This window comes from Pseudomonas saxonica, from assembly GCF_007858365.1.
Lineage (GTDB): Bacteria > Pseudomonadota > Gammaproteobacteria > Pseudomonadales > Pseudomonadaceae > Aquipseudomonas > Aquipseudomonas saxonica.
The window spans coordinates 1491539-1506708 of sequence record NZ_VFIO01000001.1; the positions used below are offsets into that span (position 1 = coordinate 1491539).

The following is a 15170-nucleotide window of genomic DNA, read 5'->3' on the forward strand; positions in this document are numbered from 1 at the left end:
GAAAACCTATGTCTGCTTATAAAGTCAGCCTGCGTGAGCTTCGCTTTTTTTTGTGGGAACTGCATAAAACCGACCAGCAGTTTCTCGCACGGGTACCGTTCAACGACAAGAGTCGTGCCTACTACGATGCCTTGCTGGAGCGCGCCAGGGCGTTCGCTTATGAGTTAGGCAAAGCCTATCAAGCCTCCGACCGACAGGAATGCCACTTGCTGGAAAACGGCACAGTCGAAATCCCCAAGGAATTCCACGGGCTTTGGCAACGCTATAAGGCTGAGTGGATTCAGGTGCTGGGCAACGACAGCGAATCGCAGCAACCCTCCATGCCCCCCCTGATCCGGCAAACCATTCAGGAAATGTTCATGGGTGCCAACCCGGCGTTCATGACCTACGGCGGCTTCAATTTTCCGGCCATCAAGCTATTGAAGCTGCACGGTAGCGCAGCGCAAAAGGCAACGTACTTGCGCAAGCTTCAGCACTACGACTGGGACGCGTGTTTCTGCGCCACCGAGCAGCAGGCGGGCAGCGACCTGACCGCTGTCACCACACTCGCAAAGCCTCTTGAAAACGGCGAATACGCCGTCAGCGGCGAAAAAGTCTACATCTCGGCGGGCATGCATTCGCTGACTGAAAACACCGTTTATTTTGTCTTGGGCCGCATCAACACCACGACCTCGACCTCTTACTCCCTGTCCTGCCTGCTAGTGCCGCGTTTCTGGCCCAACCCGGTGACCGGTGAGTTGGAAGACAACCACGTCGAGTGCACGTCATTACTGCGCAAAATGGGATTGAAGGGCTGCGCCAATACCCACCTGGTGTTTGGTCGAAGCGGCACTACCCGCGCTGTGCTGCTGGGCGACCGCAAAAATGCCGGCTTGCTGCAACTGGTGCCCTTGATGAATCAGGCGCGTATGAGCACGGCGATTATCGGCCTGGGTTTGGCGTCCAGCGCCTATCTGCATTCAGTGGATTTCGCCGGTAAACGGATCCAGGGCCGCGCCATCAGTCGAACGTCCGATGCCAGCGCTCCCCCTCAGGCCATCATCGAACACGCTGATGTACAGCGCATGCTGCTGGAAATGAAGGCTCGGGTAGAGGGCTGCCGTGGGCTGCTCGGCAAATTGACCGGTGCCTCGACCCAGGCGTTTGCCCTGGAAGCCGACTCTGCACTGGACGAAGCCCAGATCGAAAAATACCGCAAGCTGGTGCTGTTGTTCACCCCGGTGTGCAAGGCTTTTGTCTCGGACCAAGCCTGGAAAATCTGCGAACTGGCGATACAAGTGCATGGCGGCATCGGCTACACCGATGCTTACCCTGTCGAGCAAAATGCGCGCGACGTAAAAATCCTGTCGATCTGGGAAGGTACTAACTACATCCAGTCTCAGGACTTGGTGCGCGACAAGCTGGGATTTGGCAGGAACTCACGCCTGATCAAGTTTCTGCGTGAAGAACTGGATGCCTTTTTGAGCAGCAAAATGGCCGTCAGTACTGAACTGAACGACACATTCCCGGCACTGGAAAACGCCATGCTCGCCGTTGAGCAGGCGCTTTCACGTATCAATGAGCACGTGCGTGCAGGCCGCACCCACGAAACCAGCCAGTTCTATACCCGTTTTCTGGAAATGATCGGCCTCACCGCCAGCGCCTGGGTGCTGCTTGAATCGGCCTGCGTGGCAGAGCGTCAGTTGCTCCAGCCACAGAGTGCCGAAGAAGCCGCTTTTTACCGTGGCAAGGTCAAAACCGCGCACTATTTTTTCGCCAACATCCTGCCGACGGTTACGCAACACGCCCACACCCTGGAAAACCTGCTGGTCGCTCACTGCAGCATTGGGCTTGATGAGTTGGTACAGACAGACACTCCGACACCCGCATCGCCGCAGAGCCTGTTTGGCGGACCGCGCACGCTGTATCGCGGCACTAATATCGACGGCGCCACGATAGAGCCAAATGAAGGCCTGTGGGTCAGGGGTCGCAACCTCAATGACCTGATCGGCATCGTCGACTTCCCCACTGCACTATGGCTGGCGTGGTTTGGCAGCATGCCGTCCACTGCACAGAGCCAGGCCGTTGATGCCGTGCTGGTGCACATTGCCGACCACCTGTCGCAAGCCCCCGCCTATCGGCGTGGTATCGAAGCCGTCGCCGACAGCGGTGCAGGCATCGTTCAAGCCGCAGCCTGCGGCCTGCTCGGCGATCTGGCAGCGCTGGAAACTATCGCCCTGAGCGAAGCGACCGCGCGCGGTTTGCCCACGCATCAGGATTTCATCCTGGGCCTGATCAGCGTTGCCTCAACCCCGCATTTCCTGCACGCGGCGCTCGGGTATGCAGCCCCCGGCGCACCATCAACCCAGCACGCCGAGGCCGTGTTGACTGCAATGGGTGCGCCCCATATCGATCCAGTATCCATTCGTGTCGTCGACGCCCTGCTGGTGGCCTGGCACGCCGGTTTCGGCTACATCACGCCGACGGTGCTGGTTCCACGTACCGCCATCGGCACCGGCGTCACCCTTGCGCAGGCCGTGGCGGCCGGTTTCATGGCCAGCGGGCCGAAACATGTCGGCGCAGCAGAAGAGGCAATGACCTGGCTCAAGACCATCCGTGCACAAGACAGCCATGCGGACATACGGCAAGCGGTCGACCACGCGCTGGATCAACCGGGCAACTTGCTATTCGGCTTCGGCCATCCGCTGTTTGTGCAGGATCCACGGCCGCCGCATATCAGTGACCTGTTTGCCAAATGGGGCTTCGGGGGGCGCTACCTGGAGATCTTCGACGTCGTCTGTGCCCACGTCCTGGAACGTAAAGGCTTACGTCCGAATATAGATTTCATCACCGCCGCGGCCCTGCTCGATCTCGGCGTGACGCAGGCCCGCTGGAGTGTTGGCCTGGGGCTCTGTGGCCGGGTGGCTGCCATGGTCGCGCATGCCATCGAGCGACGTGATCGCCCTGCTTTCGGTGTGAACAGCAAAGCCGCGCGCAAGTTGTTGGCCACCGTGCCAGTGGGTTGGCTGTAGGACAAGAAACGAGCAAGCCGCACCTGATATTCAAACGCTGAATTTTCTTCCAACGCCATCCACGACGAGAACGTTTACATGTTATTGAAAAATCTACGACCTGCCGACGAATACGACCGCTTTGCCTCGCAAGCACTGGAACCCTGGGATGTGTTGTTCGTCACCCGCATCCGCCAGATTGCCCGCGACTTGCAGCCCGGCGCTCTGGTCGATATCGGCACCGCCACCGTCGTGGTCCCGGTGCGCCTGGCGGCCGACCCCGTATTAAAGGGCTGGCATTTCATCGGCCTGGATCTGGACGAAACCATGCTCGAAGGGGGCCGGCCGCGCATCGAAGCCTTGGGCCTGAGCGATGCCATCGAACTCAAGGTGGGCGACGCCCTGGACCTGCCCTTCGCGGACAACAGTCTGACAATGGCTGTCAGCCGCGCCACCTTGCATCACTTGCCGGACAAGGTGAAAAGCCTGACGGAGATGTATCGCGTATTGCAGCCGGGCGGAGTTGGCCTGGTGCACGACATGCGCCGCGACGTCGCCCCCGACTTGCTGGAAAAATTCACTCAAATGCGCGCTTCAGTGGGTTATCCACCGACCCATGTCGAAGAAAAAGTCACCCTCGAAGAAGCGCGCGCGCTGGTCGTCGAGGCCGGTCTGGACCACTGCACGGTAGTGACCAGCCCCAGCTCCGGCATGGGTGCGCTGGGTTTCGAAATCCTCATTAAAAAGCCTGTGTTGGCTTGATATGCAACTCGCCAGGGGAAAGACTATGGACCAACGTACAGATCGGGCTGAGCACTTTCAGGAAATGCTGGGCAGCTCGCAGGTACAGTGTGGTTTTCTGTCACCTGAGCGCATGCCGCTCGTCATTACGCCTGTAGACAGCACGCTAAGCGGTGACCGCGAGGTTTTTGCGACGTGGTATCGCCACCATCAGGCGGTCTTCGACAGCATGCTGCTGGAATTCGGTTGCCTGTTGTTCCGTGGCTTTCCACTGCGCGAAAACGCGGACTTCCAGGCTATTGCGCAGAACTATCCTGAGCATGCGTTCGGTTATATCGGCGGCGCCACGCCACGCAAGAACATCGAGGGCAGAGTCTACGAATCGACTCGTATCCCGGCCACCCTGAAAATCGGTCTGCATCAGGAAAAGGCCTACATGGCGCACTACCCACAGAAATTGGCCTTCTTTTGCAAACATCCCTCCGAACAAGGCGGCGAAACCATACTGTGTGACATGCGAGCCGTTACCCGCCGCCTGCCACCGTCACTGATCGAACGTCTCTGCGCCGCGCGCATTTTGTACTTGCGCAACTTCCGGGCACCCAGCACGCCCGAGAATGAACCGCGCAACACCCACATGCGCGAATACCACCGGCCCTGGGATGAAGCGTTCCTGACCGATGATCCGCAGCGGGTGGAACAGCTGTGCCGCGATACTGACCTCGATTACCAGTGGCTCGAAGATGGCAGCATCACGGTGTCGCATACCGGTGACGCCGTTTTAAAACATCCGCTGACGGGCGAACCTATATGGTTCAATCAACTGTCGACCCAACATAACAACACCCGCTCCCTCGGCAAGCCGGGTTACACCTACATCCAGCACGCCTATCAGGACAAACTGGCACGCCCGTACGATGTGCGGCTCGGCGATGGTACGCCGATCTCGGAGGCTGAAATCGCGCCTATTTACGACGCATTGGAGGCGCAGGAGATCGCCTTTCCCTGGCACAGCGGTGACCTGCTGTTGATCGATAACATTGCCGTCGCCCATGGCCGCAATCCCTTCAAAGGCAAACGCGATGTCCAAGTCGCGTTGTTCGATTGAACATGAACAGTCAACGCCTGATGACGGACGACAAACCCGGGCTGTCCGAAAATGCCCTGCATCCTGAGAGGCAGCACGCACGCACGCGCATTGATGAACCCTATGCGGCGGCGGCCAAACTTATCCAGGTCAGCGCCGGCAGTTTCCGCTTCGAGGTCCGCGATCTGTATTTCGAACGCGGTCGCCATACCGCCATCATCGGCCCCAATGGGGCCGGCAAGAGCACCCTGATCGAAGCCTTGCTCGGGTTCCGGCAGGCGCATCTGGAAGGCGCTCAGATTCTGGGGGTTCCAGCGGCGCGTTTTCTGCAAAGCACCCGGCACCGCAAGCGACTGGGGGTGCAACTGCAGCGGGTCGAATATGAAGACTCGTCCAATGTCAGAGAGATTCTCGATTTGCATCTGGCCCTGTACGGCAAGCAAGACCCACAGGTGGCGCAGGCACTGGATATCGAAGCGCTGCGCACACTCCCCTATCGGGCACTGTCACGTGGCCAGAAGCAGCGGCTCGATTTGTTCGTGGCGCTGGCTCACCATCCGGAAATTGCAATCCTTGACGAACCCTTTACCGGGCTTGACCGGGCGTATATCGAACGCGTCGCACACCTGCTGCGGTACGAGCTGGCTGACCTGACCATCATTATGATTTGCCACTCGGTTGAGGAACTGGATACAGCAAGCGATGTGGTGTGGGTGTGCAACGGCGGGGTTGAGTATCGGGGCGATAAAGAAGCATTGAAGAACCGCCTGGTTGGCGCCTTCCATGCCTATTTGCAGCTGGACGACCGTGATCAGATCAACGCCATCTATCAACAGTTGGAACGCGAAGGCGCCACGCTGCGGCTGTCGAGGCCTTCAAGTAATGAAATCAGCGTCTATGGCACCCAGGAACTGGACCGGTCGATACGCACCCTGATCGGTCATGTCGCGTTCCAGCACTTTGAGTTCGGCCCCACCCACTACCGCGATATGTTGCACCTCTGCGCCCAGGGGGAACAGCATGTTTAGCATACTGGCGATATTGACGCGCAACGAGCTGCTGGGGTTTTTTCGCAGCAAATCGGCGTTGTTCTGGGCGCTGGCCTTTCCCATTCTGCTGCTGACCGTGATGCTGATGGCTTTCGGTCATCCTGGCTCACTCGGCACGGTCAATGTCCAGTTTGTGGACGCTGACCAGGCCAGCTCGGATACCAGCTGCCAGTTGGCGATTGAGCAGGCATTTGCGGGAGGAGATCCAGTAAAGGCCAGTTTTTCAACCGTCAGCAGCACGGCTGCCTCCGCAGCAGATACGGTACGCATCGTATTTGCGGCAGGCGCCGAACCGCTGCAGGTGCACTATGACTTCAAGGGTCAGCTCGCGGTACGCGCCGCCGCGCGCGTGATCGAGATCGCCGCGGTCAGGTGTTCGGCGGCCAAGCGCGGGATTGTGTCGACAGACCTGGTGCGTTTCGAAGATACGGCCTCCGGCGCCAAGCCCTTCGACTACGGCCAGTTTTTCACAACCGGCATTTTGGTCATCTGTTTGATGTCACTGGGCATCATGTCCACCGCCTTATCGATTGCAAGCTTGCGTGAGCACAATGCACTCAAGATCTACGCCTGCTTTCCCGTGCCGAAGCTGGTGTTTCTGGCCTCGATCCTCCTGTCTCGGGTCGTCATGATGCTGATTTCGGTGGGCACCTTGCTGTTGGTGGCGCGTTATGGATACGGCATCGACATCTCGCTGTGGAGTTCGCAAACCTTGCGTGCGTTGCCGGTCATTCTGCTGGGCGGCGCCATGTTGCTGTGCCTCGGCACCCTGCTGGCCAGCCGAACCTCCTCGGTAAAAGAAACCGAATTGCTTTGCCATCTGATCCATTACCCGGCCCTGTTCTTCGGCAACCTGACCATCCCGTTGAACGATGCGCCCGCCTGGATCAAAAACATTCTCTCGGTGATTCCGATCAACCAGTTTGTCTCGGTACTGCGTCAAGTGATGCTCGAAGGTGCTTCGTTGCCTTCGCTGTGGCTGCCCTTGTTGACCATGGCAGGCTGGACCGCATTGTTTCTCACCGCAGCAACCTTAATGTTCCGCTGGCACAAGAGTTAAGCCCGGGACTCAGGCATTTCATTGCACCTCTATTCAAGGAAACCAGCATGTCTGTCAGCCAGTTAGGCCGTGCCTATTTGTCGAATGCCAGTGCATTCATTCCGGTGATCGTGTTCCTGTTGTATGGCCGTTTCGGCCCAGGTGAGGCAGGCGTGCGCTGGGAGACCGCGTATGTGGTCAGCGGTGTTATCAGCATTGCGCATATGTTCTGGCTGTTCAAATACCGCCCTGGCCATTGGATCGCACTGAGCGTCGACCTGTATCTGATGATTGGCGCCCTGTTGGCCTCGGTCTCTACTGCAGCGTTGCAAGTGTGGGGGCAGGAGCTTGGGGCAGCGCCCGTGCTGGCTTGTGTATTCGTGATTGGCATAGCTGCCACCCGGCTTTCTCCTCTCGGTTTCATCGGCGAAACCAGCAGCGATCAGGGGTTGGTCCGAAAACTCTCTGTGATGCTGCTGGCTGGCGCGGCAATCGCAGTCGCGGTGTCGCTGACGTTTCGCCATAACACGCTGCTGGGAGGCGTATTGCCCATCGTCGCACTGGTGCTGGTACGCAGCCAGTTGCTCAAACGCATGGTTGCCACGCAATGAGCGACCTGGAAAAAACCGTGGACAGACAAGCCTCGGGACTCGACGCGTTCCTGGCCGAAGTCGCCGAAGTGTTGGGGCAGGCGTCACTGCTGACCGGAGCGGCCTGTGCCCCCTATGAAATTGACGTTGCTCATTGCCGTGGCAAAGCGGCGGCGGTCGTCATCCCGCGCGATACCCACGCGGTCAGCGCGCTGATGCGCATCGCTGTGCGCCATCGCATACGGCTGATCGCCCAAGGCAACCGCAGCGGATTGGTGGGCGGTGCCATCACCGACAACTCCGGCAAGCAAGTGATCGTTTCCCTTTCGCGCCTGCGCCGAGTGCGCGAGATTGATCCCTTGAACCGCACGGTCATTGTCGAAGCCGGCGCACTCTTGTCAGAACTCAATCGCACACTGGAAACCCACTCGCTGTATTTTCCTGTCGATATCGGCAGCGATCCGGCGATAGGCGGATTAATCGGCGCCAATGCCGGCGGCAGCCGCTTGCTCAAGCATGGCGACGTGCGTCATAACCTGCTCGGTATCGAGGCGGTTCTGGCCGATGGTGACGGCACCGTGGTGCAGCTGCTGGCACCGCTGCGCAAGAACAATACCGGGCTTGACCTCAAGCAATTGTTTGTCGGCACCGGTGGCGCCTTCGGGATCATTACGGCGGCGACGCTGGAACTCCAGCGCATCGACCAGTCGACGCAGAGCATGTTTGTAGCCTTGCCTGACCATGCGGCAGCGCTTGAGGTGCTGCATGCCTTCGAGCTTCATTTTGGCGATCTACTGGGCGCTTTCGAAGTGATATCCGACGCGGCTCTGGCCATTACCTTGCGCAACTTCCCCACGCTGCGCCACCCGTTCGGCCAATCGTCGGCAGGTTGTTATGCCCTGATAGAGATCGCCAGCAGCATGCCTGGCTTGCACACGATTTTTGCGCAACGAACGGAACAGGTGTTGGAACAGCTCTATGAAAGCGACCGGATTCTCGACGCCGCCTTGGGCAATACCAGCAGCTTTTGGCCGCTGCGAGACAACCTGCCGCTGGCCATCGCCAAGGAAGGTCTCCCGCTCTCGTTCGACGTGGCATTTTCGCGCTCGCGATTGGTCGCTTTCCGCGATCAAGCTGCACAGTGGTTACAGCACGAACATCCGCTGCTGCAGCTTTACGATTTCGGCCATTTTGCCGACGGCGGCTGCCATTTGATTGTGCTAATCCCGCACGCCTGTATCGCCCAGTACGGCATCGCCAAGGTGGTCGCTTTGCGTAGCGGCCTCTACAAGCTGGTGTCGGAAAACGGCGGCTGCTTCAGTGCAGAGCATGGCGTCGGGCCCGTAAATGCCGCTTATTACAGTAAGTACACGGCCCCTAAGGTGCAGGAAATCAGCAGGGCTATGCAGCATTTGATGGACCCGCAGGCTGTGTTGGGCCGCTACCGCTACACATAGCGCCAAAGAAATCTGAAACCCCTGCACCGATCAATTCAAGCCATACGTGTCTGACGATGGCACAGCACGCTATAGGAAATATGATGATTACCGGCAATATGCTTATCGGTCAGTCGGCAGTGCGTGGCGACAAAGGATCACTGTCTGCAATCAATCCTGCCACCCATGAAACGCTGACCCCCAACTTCGGCGTGGGCGGTATCGCTGACATTGAGCAGGCCTGCACGCTGGCGCAGCAGGCCTTTGATCGCTACCGCGAAACCACCGCAGAGCAGCGTGCTCAATTCCTCGAAGCGATCGCCACGGGCATCCTGGCGCTCGGGATCACGCTGATCGAGCGCGCGGCCCTGGAGTCTGGCTTGCCTGCCGCGCGCCTGATCATCGAACGGGGCCGTACCGTGAGCCAGTTACGGCTATTTGCAACGGTTGTGCGCAATGGCCAATACCTCGGCGCCACCCTGGACAGCGCTTTACCGACGCGCATCCCTTCTCGCTCCGATCTGAGGTTGCGCAAGATCGCACTCGGTCCGGTTGCTGTATTTGGTGCAAGCAATTTTCCCCTGGCGTTTTCGGTTGCCGGCGGCGATAGCGTCGCAGCGTTGGCCGCTGGCTGCCCGATAGTGGTCAAGGCGCATGAAGCTCATCCAGGTACGTCTGAACTGGTAGGCCGGGTGATTCAGCAGGCGGTTGCTGCCCACCATTTGCCAGAGGGCGTGTTTTCCCTGCTCATAGGCGACAGTAATCTGTTCGGCCAGACTCTGGTCAGTCATCCCGCAATCAAGGCCGTCGCCTTCACGGGATCGCGACAAGGCGGCTTGGCGCTGATGCGTACAGCGGCGCAACGCAGCGAGCCGATTCCGGTATACGCCGAAATGAGCTGCATCAATCCCATGTTCCTGTTGCCCCATGCACTGTCAATGCGCGCCAGCGAAATCGGCCGTGCATATGTGGACGCGCTGACAATGAGTGCCGGGCAATTGTGTACTAATCCCGGATTGGTGATTGCCCTGGAAGGTCAGCCTCTGACCGAGTTTTGCAACACCGCCCAGGAAGCCCTGTGCAAAAAGGCCGCGGCAACCCTGCTGACGCCAGGCATTCATCATGCCTACCTCACCGGTATCGAGGAGACGGGCAATATCAAAGGTGTGACGACGCTGGCGCAAGGTTGCACTGCCCAAAAGCCATGTGCAGCACAAGCCACAGTGTTCGTAACGGATGCAGCCACCTTTCTGACGACAGAACGACTGGGCGACGAAATATTCGGGCCCAGCTCGCTGATAGTCGCCTGCAAGAATGAAGATGAAATGCTGGCTGTCGCCGAGCACCTGTCAGGACAGCTGACAGCGACATTGCTACTGGATGACGCTGATCTTGCGCTGGCCAGAAAACTGCTGCCCATCCTTGAGCGCAAGGCGGGCCGCATTTTAGTGAACGGTTTTGCGAACAACGTCGAGGTTTCTCACGCGATGGTGCATGGCGGCCCGTTCCCGGCCAGCTCGGACAGTCGCAGTAGCGCCGTGGGCGCCAGTGCTATCGACAGATTCTTGCGGCCGGTGTGTTATCAGGACCTGCCTGCGGCCTTGATGCCGACTGCGCTACAAGATGGCAATCCGCTAGAACTCTGGCGGACGGTCAATGGCCAATGTGTGCTGGCATGAGTCGCGCAGATCGCTTCATGGCCTGCCCTTTCAGGTTCGCAACACACAAAGCGCCAGCCCGTCGGTTAAAAAGTCGCTTTGATCTGTAGCCCTACAGCCAATGCGTTTCCTCTTTTTTTGCCGAAGAACGCGCCCGGTTCGATGTAGTACTGCATGTCCGGTCGCACCAGCAGCCAGGGCGTGACTTGCGCGCCATAGTTGAGTTCAAGCATCTGTTCGCCGTTGTCGAGGCTGGCGATCATGTCTGACTCACCAAAATTGATTGCAGCCGCTTCTTGCTCATCGCGCGTGCGCGGATTGATCACGGCGCGGCCATAACCAAAGGCGATAGTATCTTTGGGACGGTTTGCAAAGGGTTTTTGCTTGACCAGACCCACCGAATACCAACGACGCATCGGTGAAGTCGCAGCGTTACTGGTGGCCGCTTGCCCGAAAAGGCGCAATACGCTTTCAGGGTCTTGCTCGTCCTTCCAGATGGCCTGGTCAAACAACACGTAAGCCCCGGTACGGTTGCTGCTCTTTTGTGTGCTGCCAATTTTCTGGTAATTGGAGGTGTCGTAATACCAACCGACTTTGTACTGACCATCCAGAAAGGCATGATTATTAAAAATCGCCTCCAGTGGCAAAATAGCCCCGGTGGTGTCGTTGCTGGGCATGGAAAACGCTTCAGAAGGGCGTGCGTTGTGCTCCGGGTTGACTTGGAACACAGCGGTTTGCAGCGTGAGCGACGGGTTAACGTCGTAACGCAGTTCTCCCCCCCAGTGTGCCGTCGGATAGTTACCCCAGCCACTGCCGCTGGACATGGTTAACGGGTGTGCACAAAAACCGGCGCTCACAAAGTTGGTCAAGATGGGCATCCCCCCAAATTCGGTGCCCATGACCATATATCCGACCTTGGCAGACAGGTCTTTGGAAAACAGATTGCGTTGATAGCTGAACTCGGTCAGCCGGGTGTATTCACCCCCATAGTTTTCCTGAGCTGACAAGCGGTTACCGAGCAAATCTTCCGTGGCGCTGTGGCCACGACGGTCATTGATAATGATCTGCACCACGCCAGCATCCGGAGTGTCGAGTAACTTGCTCAGATCAAACTGCGCGCCAATGCGTATTTGTTGCGCATAGCGAGTGCCGCGCTTTATCCCGCCGTGCAGGTTCGAAATCGTCTCAGAGCTGTATTCACCCGTCAGCTTAATCCCCTTGTCGACCAGCTTCTGTCGCTCCCCTCCCCAATCGCCGGTGAGTGTTGAGCGACTCATCAAGTCCGTAGAATCCGCCAACGCTGGAGCAGGGGCCAACATACAGAACGACAAACCGCTGCACAGGCTGGTAGTCAGCGCGCGGAAAGAAAAAAACATTCGAAAGGTGCTCCGTTGAAAAAACGCAGATGATCAAGGCTGTTTGCAAGTCGCCTAATACTGCTTGCGTCAGGGTGTAAGGACAGGATTGGATAGCGTCGCTTGAAGTTAGTAGCAACGCTTAAGTGTAAGCATTAGCTTTTTGGGAATAAATCCAACTCTGCAAGAAACATTGTTGGTGCGTTCGTAACAATTCACCTTAATGCCAGCTCTTGAACTAACAGGCACGAACCTGAACCGCTGACTCGCCAGATTTGCTCATCGCGTCAATAGCTCACTGTTCGTTGGCCACCCAGCACCGATGACGCTCGGCACATATTGAGTCGCTCACGGCTACTGGATTATTACTGTTTCATCAATATTGTTTTCCAATGCGCTGGATTTATCCGAGACATCATCCGATTAAAATAAGCCTGCTTGCACAAACAAAGTCACAAAACCCAACCCTATAGAGCTCTGACGCTCCGCTCCAGGTTTCGTAGAACCTTCAGTCCTTTGCGTGCAACTGCGCGTTCAGCAACCGACTCACCGGGCAACGGCCTGGTTTTTCAGCGCTTTAACGCCTGAATGACGAGGCTCCAGAGGATTTACGCCCAACCAGTTACGACCGAATCGATCATTCGGCCGGGCTGTTCGCACCGACAACGAACAGTTTTGTATTCACCCATAGAGCATTCATGAAAATGACGGATGACAATCAATCACCCACTAAAAGACGGGCAATAAGCTCGCTCGCGAGAGTAATATTTTCTCTCTTCGTTTTTGCTGTTGCACTGACATTGATATACGGCGGGGTCAAGTTATTGGCTCTGGACGGATCAAGTTATTATCTAATAGCCGGGTTGGCTTATTTGGTACTAACCCCGTTATTGTTATGGCGTAAACGTTTCAGCATTATATTTTCGGCACTTATATTCCTTGCTACATGCGTCTGGGCATTTTATGAGGTAGGCCAGTTCAGTTATTGGGAACTGCTGCCACGCCTTGTGGTTCCAGCCATTATCCTGACACTTAGTTTGTGGGTGGGCGCGACGTTCCCGGGTACATCCCTGACGACTCAGCGCGTGGCTAACCGGTTTGGCTTTGCGGTATTTGCCGCGTTGATCGCCACCTTTATTGCTGCGTTTTACCCTCACGGTGCGATTTCAAATCCTGTGGTCGCGTCGAAGGCATCCGAGCCGAAGGAACCTACTGCCGATACGCCTGAAAATTGGGAATACTATGGTCGCAGCGCATCGGGTACCCGGTTTGCGCCTTACACGCAGATCACCCCAGAAAACGTCAAGGACCTTCAGGTCGCCTGGACATACAGAACAGGGCGCAGAACGACCGGGGCTGGTGCGGGCGTAGACGAAAACACGCCGTTGCAGATTGGCAACGTGCTGTATTCATGCACACCGGAGAATCTGATCACCGCACTGAATGGTGATACTGGGGCTCCTCTCTGGAAGTTCGACCCTAAAGCCAAAACCGAAGAACACGTCACCTGCCGCGGCGTGGGTTATTACGACATCGATAAAGACGACAGCCTGAGTGCTGAGGTCAAGGCTTCGCACGACAACGACCAACAATGCCGTCAGCGCATTCTGGTGTCGTCGGTAGATGCCCGTCTGTTTGCGCTTGACGCGCACACCGGTGCCCTGTGTTCGAGCTTTGGTGAGAACGGTTATGTCGATCTCAAGAAAGGCATGGGCCCGACCGAGAAGAGCAAACGCTATCACCCAACCTCTCTGCCGGTTGTGATGGGTCATCTGACCGTGGTCGGCGGCTGGGTGCGTGACATTGTAGCGGGCGAGCCTTCAGGGGCCGTGCGTGCCTTTGACGTGCTGACAGGTGATTTGGCCTGGGCATGGGACATTGGCGCACCTGAGGGTAAGGACGCTACTGCCGACGACCACCAGTTCACGCTGGAAACGCCTAACGTATGGACTATTCCTACTTACGATAAAGAGTTGAACCTGGTCTACCTGCCAACAGGCAATGGCCCTCCGGACTACTGGGGCGGTGATCGCAACGCGGCCAAAGAAAAATATGGCTCGGCGGTTGTAGCGGTGGATGCATCGACCGGTAAAGCCAAGTGGGTTTACCAGATCGTTCACCACGATGTGTGGGATTACGACCTGCCTTCGCAGCCAGTCATGTATGACTGGAAGAACGCTGACGGCGAGAAAACGCCGGTTTTGATCCAGACCAGCAAAACAGGCAATATTTTTGTTCTGGACCGCCGTACAGGCAAACCTGTTACCGAAGTTGAAGAACGTCCGGTTCCAACCTCACCTGCCGCTGAAGGCGAGCACCTGTCACCGACTCAACCGTTTTCGGTCGGAATGCCAACTATTGGTGTTGAGCCACTGACTGAGAAGTCCATGTGGGGCGTGACGACTTTCGATCAACTGTACTGCCGGATCATGTTCAAGGACTCCGTTTACGTGGGCCCGTTTACACCTCCGTCCGAGAAACCGTACATCGAATGGCCAGGCTTGTTGGGCGGCATGAACTGGGGCGGCATCTCCATCGACGAAAATACAGGCATGATGTTTGTTAACGACATGCGTGTGCCCCTGCGGATGTCGCTGGTGACGAAGGAAGACACCAGCAAGTTCAAAGTATCGACTGACGAAGTGCCCGGTTTCATGGGAACCATTCGTCCACAAGTCGCCGGTATCTATGGCGGCGTGAGAATCGACATTCTGCAATCCCCACTGGGCGTGCCGTGCAATACACCTCCGTTCGGCAGCATGAGTGCGATTGATCTCAATACTCAGAAACTGGTGTGGCAAGTGCCTATGGGCACCGTCCAAGATACCGGCCCTATGGGAATTAAAACCCACATGCCGATACCGCTGGGCATGCCAACACTGGGTGGTCCAACCTCAACAGCCTCGGGCCTGGTGTTCTTTGCAGGGACTCAAGACTACTACCTGCGTGCACTCGACTCGGCAACCGGTAAAGAAGTGTGGAAAGCACGCTTGCCTGTCGGCGCAGTCGCCGCACCGCTGATCTACAAATCACCGGTTACCGGCAAACAATACGTGGTGATCTCTGCAGGGGGCATGAGCCACTCCCCTGACGTAGGTGATTACATCATTGCGTATGCATTACCGGACAGCGCTGAAAAATAAACGGCTGGTTGCGTTTATGTAAAAAATAATCCCCGTTTACGGGGATTATTTTTGAGGCAAACAAAAAGCCCCAAGAGCAGAA

10 protein-coding genes are annotated in these 15170 nt (G+C 57.2%); 9 read left to right on the top strand and 1 reads right to left on the bottom strand.

All coding sequences use genetic code 11. From position 1 onward, the window contains the following. Positions 1 to 8 precede the first annotated feature (8 nt). The 8 genes from FJD38_RS06935 (at position 9) to FJD38_RS06970 (ending at position 10611) form a co-directional block, all read left to right on the top strand. Positions 9 to 3011, top strand: coding sequence for a citrate/2-methylcitrate synthase (locus tag FJD38_RS06935; protein ID WP_146384556.1), 3003 nt, complete (start codon positions 9 to 11; stop codon positions 3009 to 3011). Between the two features lie 78 nt (positions 3012 to 3089). Continuing rightward, entirely contained in the window at positions 3090 to 3752 is a 663-nt protein-coding gene (locus FJD38_RS06940; protein WP_122782076.1) for a class I SAM-dependent methyltransferase, read from the top strand. 25 nt (positions 3753 to 3777) lie between these two features. Further along, positions 3778 to 4839, top strand: a complete 1062-nt coding sequence (locus FJD38_RS06945; protein WP_158637852.1) for a TauD/TfdA family dioxygenase — start codon at positions 3778 to 3780, stop codon at positions 4837 to 4839. Between the two features lie 2 nt (positions 4840 to 4841). Next, positions 4842 to 5846 (top strand): ATP-binding cassette domain-containing protein, encoded by a 1005-nt coding sequence (locus tag FJD38_RS06950; protein ID WP_208727495.1) that lies wholly within the window; start codon positions 4842 to 4844, stop codon positions 5844 to 5846. Further along, the gene (locus FJD38_RS06955; RefSeq protein WP_146384560.1) at positions 5839 to 6927 is read left to right on the top strand and encodes an ABC transporter permease; all 1089 of its coding nucleotides are present in this window, start codon (positions 5839 to 5841) and stop codon (positions 6925 to 6927) included. The genes FJD38_RS06950 and FJD38_RS06955 overlap by 8 nt, the downstream gene beginning before the upstream one ends. A gap of 47 nt (positions 6928 to 6974) precedes the next feature. After that, positions 6975 to 7517 (top strand): permease, encoded by a 543-nt coding sequence (locus FJD38_RS06960; RefSeq protein ID WP_146384562.1) that lies wholly within the window; start codon positions 6975 to 6977, stop codon positions 7515 to 7517. Further along, positions 7514 to 8953 carry an FAD-binding oxidoreductase gene (locus FJD38_RS06965; RefSeq protein WP_146384564.1) on the top strand — a complete coding sequence of 480 codons (1440 nt, stop codon included), beginning with the start codon at positions 7514 to 7516 and terminating at the stop codon, positions 8951 to 8953. The genes FJD38_RS06960 and FJD38_RS06965 overlap by 4 nt, the downstream gene beginning before the upstream one ends. 80 nt (positions 8954 to 9033) lie before the next feature. Then, positions 9034 to 10611 (top strand): aldehyde dehydrogenase (NADP(+)), encoded by a 1578-nt coding sequence (locus FJD38_RS06970; RefSeq protein ID WP_146384631.1) that lies wholly within the window; start codon positions 9034 to 9036, stop codon positions 10609 to 10611. A 65-nt stretch (positions 10612 to 10676) separates the two neighbouring features. Here FJD38_RS06970 and FJD38_RS06975 read toward each other — a convergent pair whose 3' ends face one another. Continuing rightward, positions 10677 to 11966, bottom strand: a complete 1290-nt coding sequence (locus FJD38_RS06975) for a carbohydrate porin (RefSeq protein ID WP_122782082.1) — start codon at positions 11964 to 11966, stop codon at positions 10677 to 10679. A gap of 683 nt (positions 11967 to 12649) precedes the next feature. Here FJD38_RS06975 and FJD38_RS06980 point away from each other — a divergent pair. Beyond that, positions 12650 to 15088, top strand: a complete 2439-nt coding sequence (locus tag FJD38_RS06980) for a membrane-bound PQQ-dependent dehydrogenase, glucose/quinate/shikimate family (protein WP_122782094.1) — start codon at positions 12650 to 12652, stop codon at positions 15086 to 15088. Positions 15089 to 15170: the final 82 nt, after the last annotated feature.

Excerpts from the sequence above, each read along its gene's own strand:
- FJD38_RS06935 (WP_146384556.1), top strand. The coding sequence starts at position 9 with ATGTCTGCTTATAAAGTCAGCCTGCGTGAGCTTCGCTTTTTTTTGTGG.
- FJD38_RS06940 (WP_122782076.1), top strand. The coding sequence starts at position 3,090 with ATGTTATTGAAAAATCTACGACCTGCCGACGAATACGACCGCTTTGCC.
- FJD38_RS06945 (WP_158637852.1), top strand. The coding sequence starts at position 3,778 with ATGGACCAACGTACAGATCGGGCTGAGCACTTTCAGGAAATGCTGGGC.
- FJD38_RS06950 (WP_208727495.1), top strand. The coding sequence starts at position 4,842 with ATGAACAGTCAACGCCTGATGACGGACGACAAACCCGGGCTGTCCGAA.
- FJD38_RS06955 (WP_146384560.1), top strand. The coding sequence starts at position 5,839 with ATGTTTAGCATACTGGCGATATTGACGCGCAACGAGCTGCTGGGGTTT.
- FJD38_RS06960 (WP_146384562.1), top strand. The coding sequence starts at position 6,975 with ATGTCTGTCAGCCAGTTAGGCCGTGCCTATTTGTCGAATGCCAGTGCA.
- FJD38_RS06965 (WP_146384564.1), top strand. The coding sequence starts at position 7,514 with ATGAGCGACCTGGAAAAAACCGTGGACAGACAAGCCTCGGGACTCGAC.
- FJD38_RS06970 (WP_146384631.1), top strand. The coding sequence starts at position 9,034 with ATGATGATTACCGGCAATATGCTTATCGGTCAGTCGGCAGTGCGTGGC.
- FJD38_RS06975 (WP_122782082.1), bottom strand. The coding sequence starts at position 11,966 with ATGTTTTTTTCTTTCCGCGCGCTGACTACCAGCCTGTGCAGCGGTTTG.
- FJD38_RS06980 (WP_122782094.1), top strand. The coding sequence starts at position 12,650 with ATGACGGATGACAATCAATCACCCACTAAAAGACGGGCAATAAGCTCG.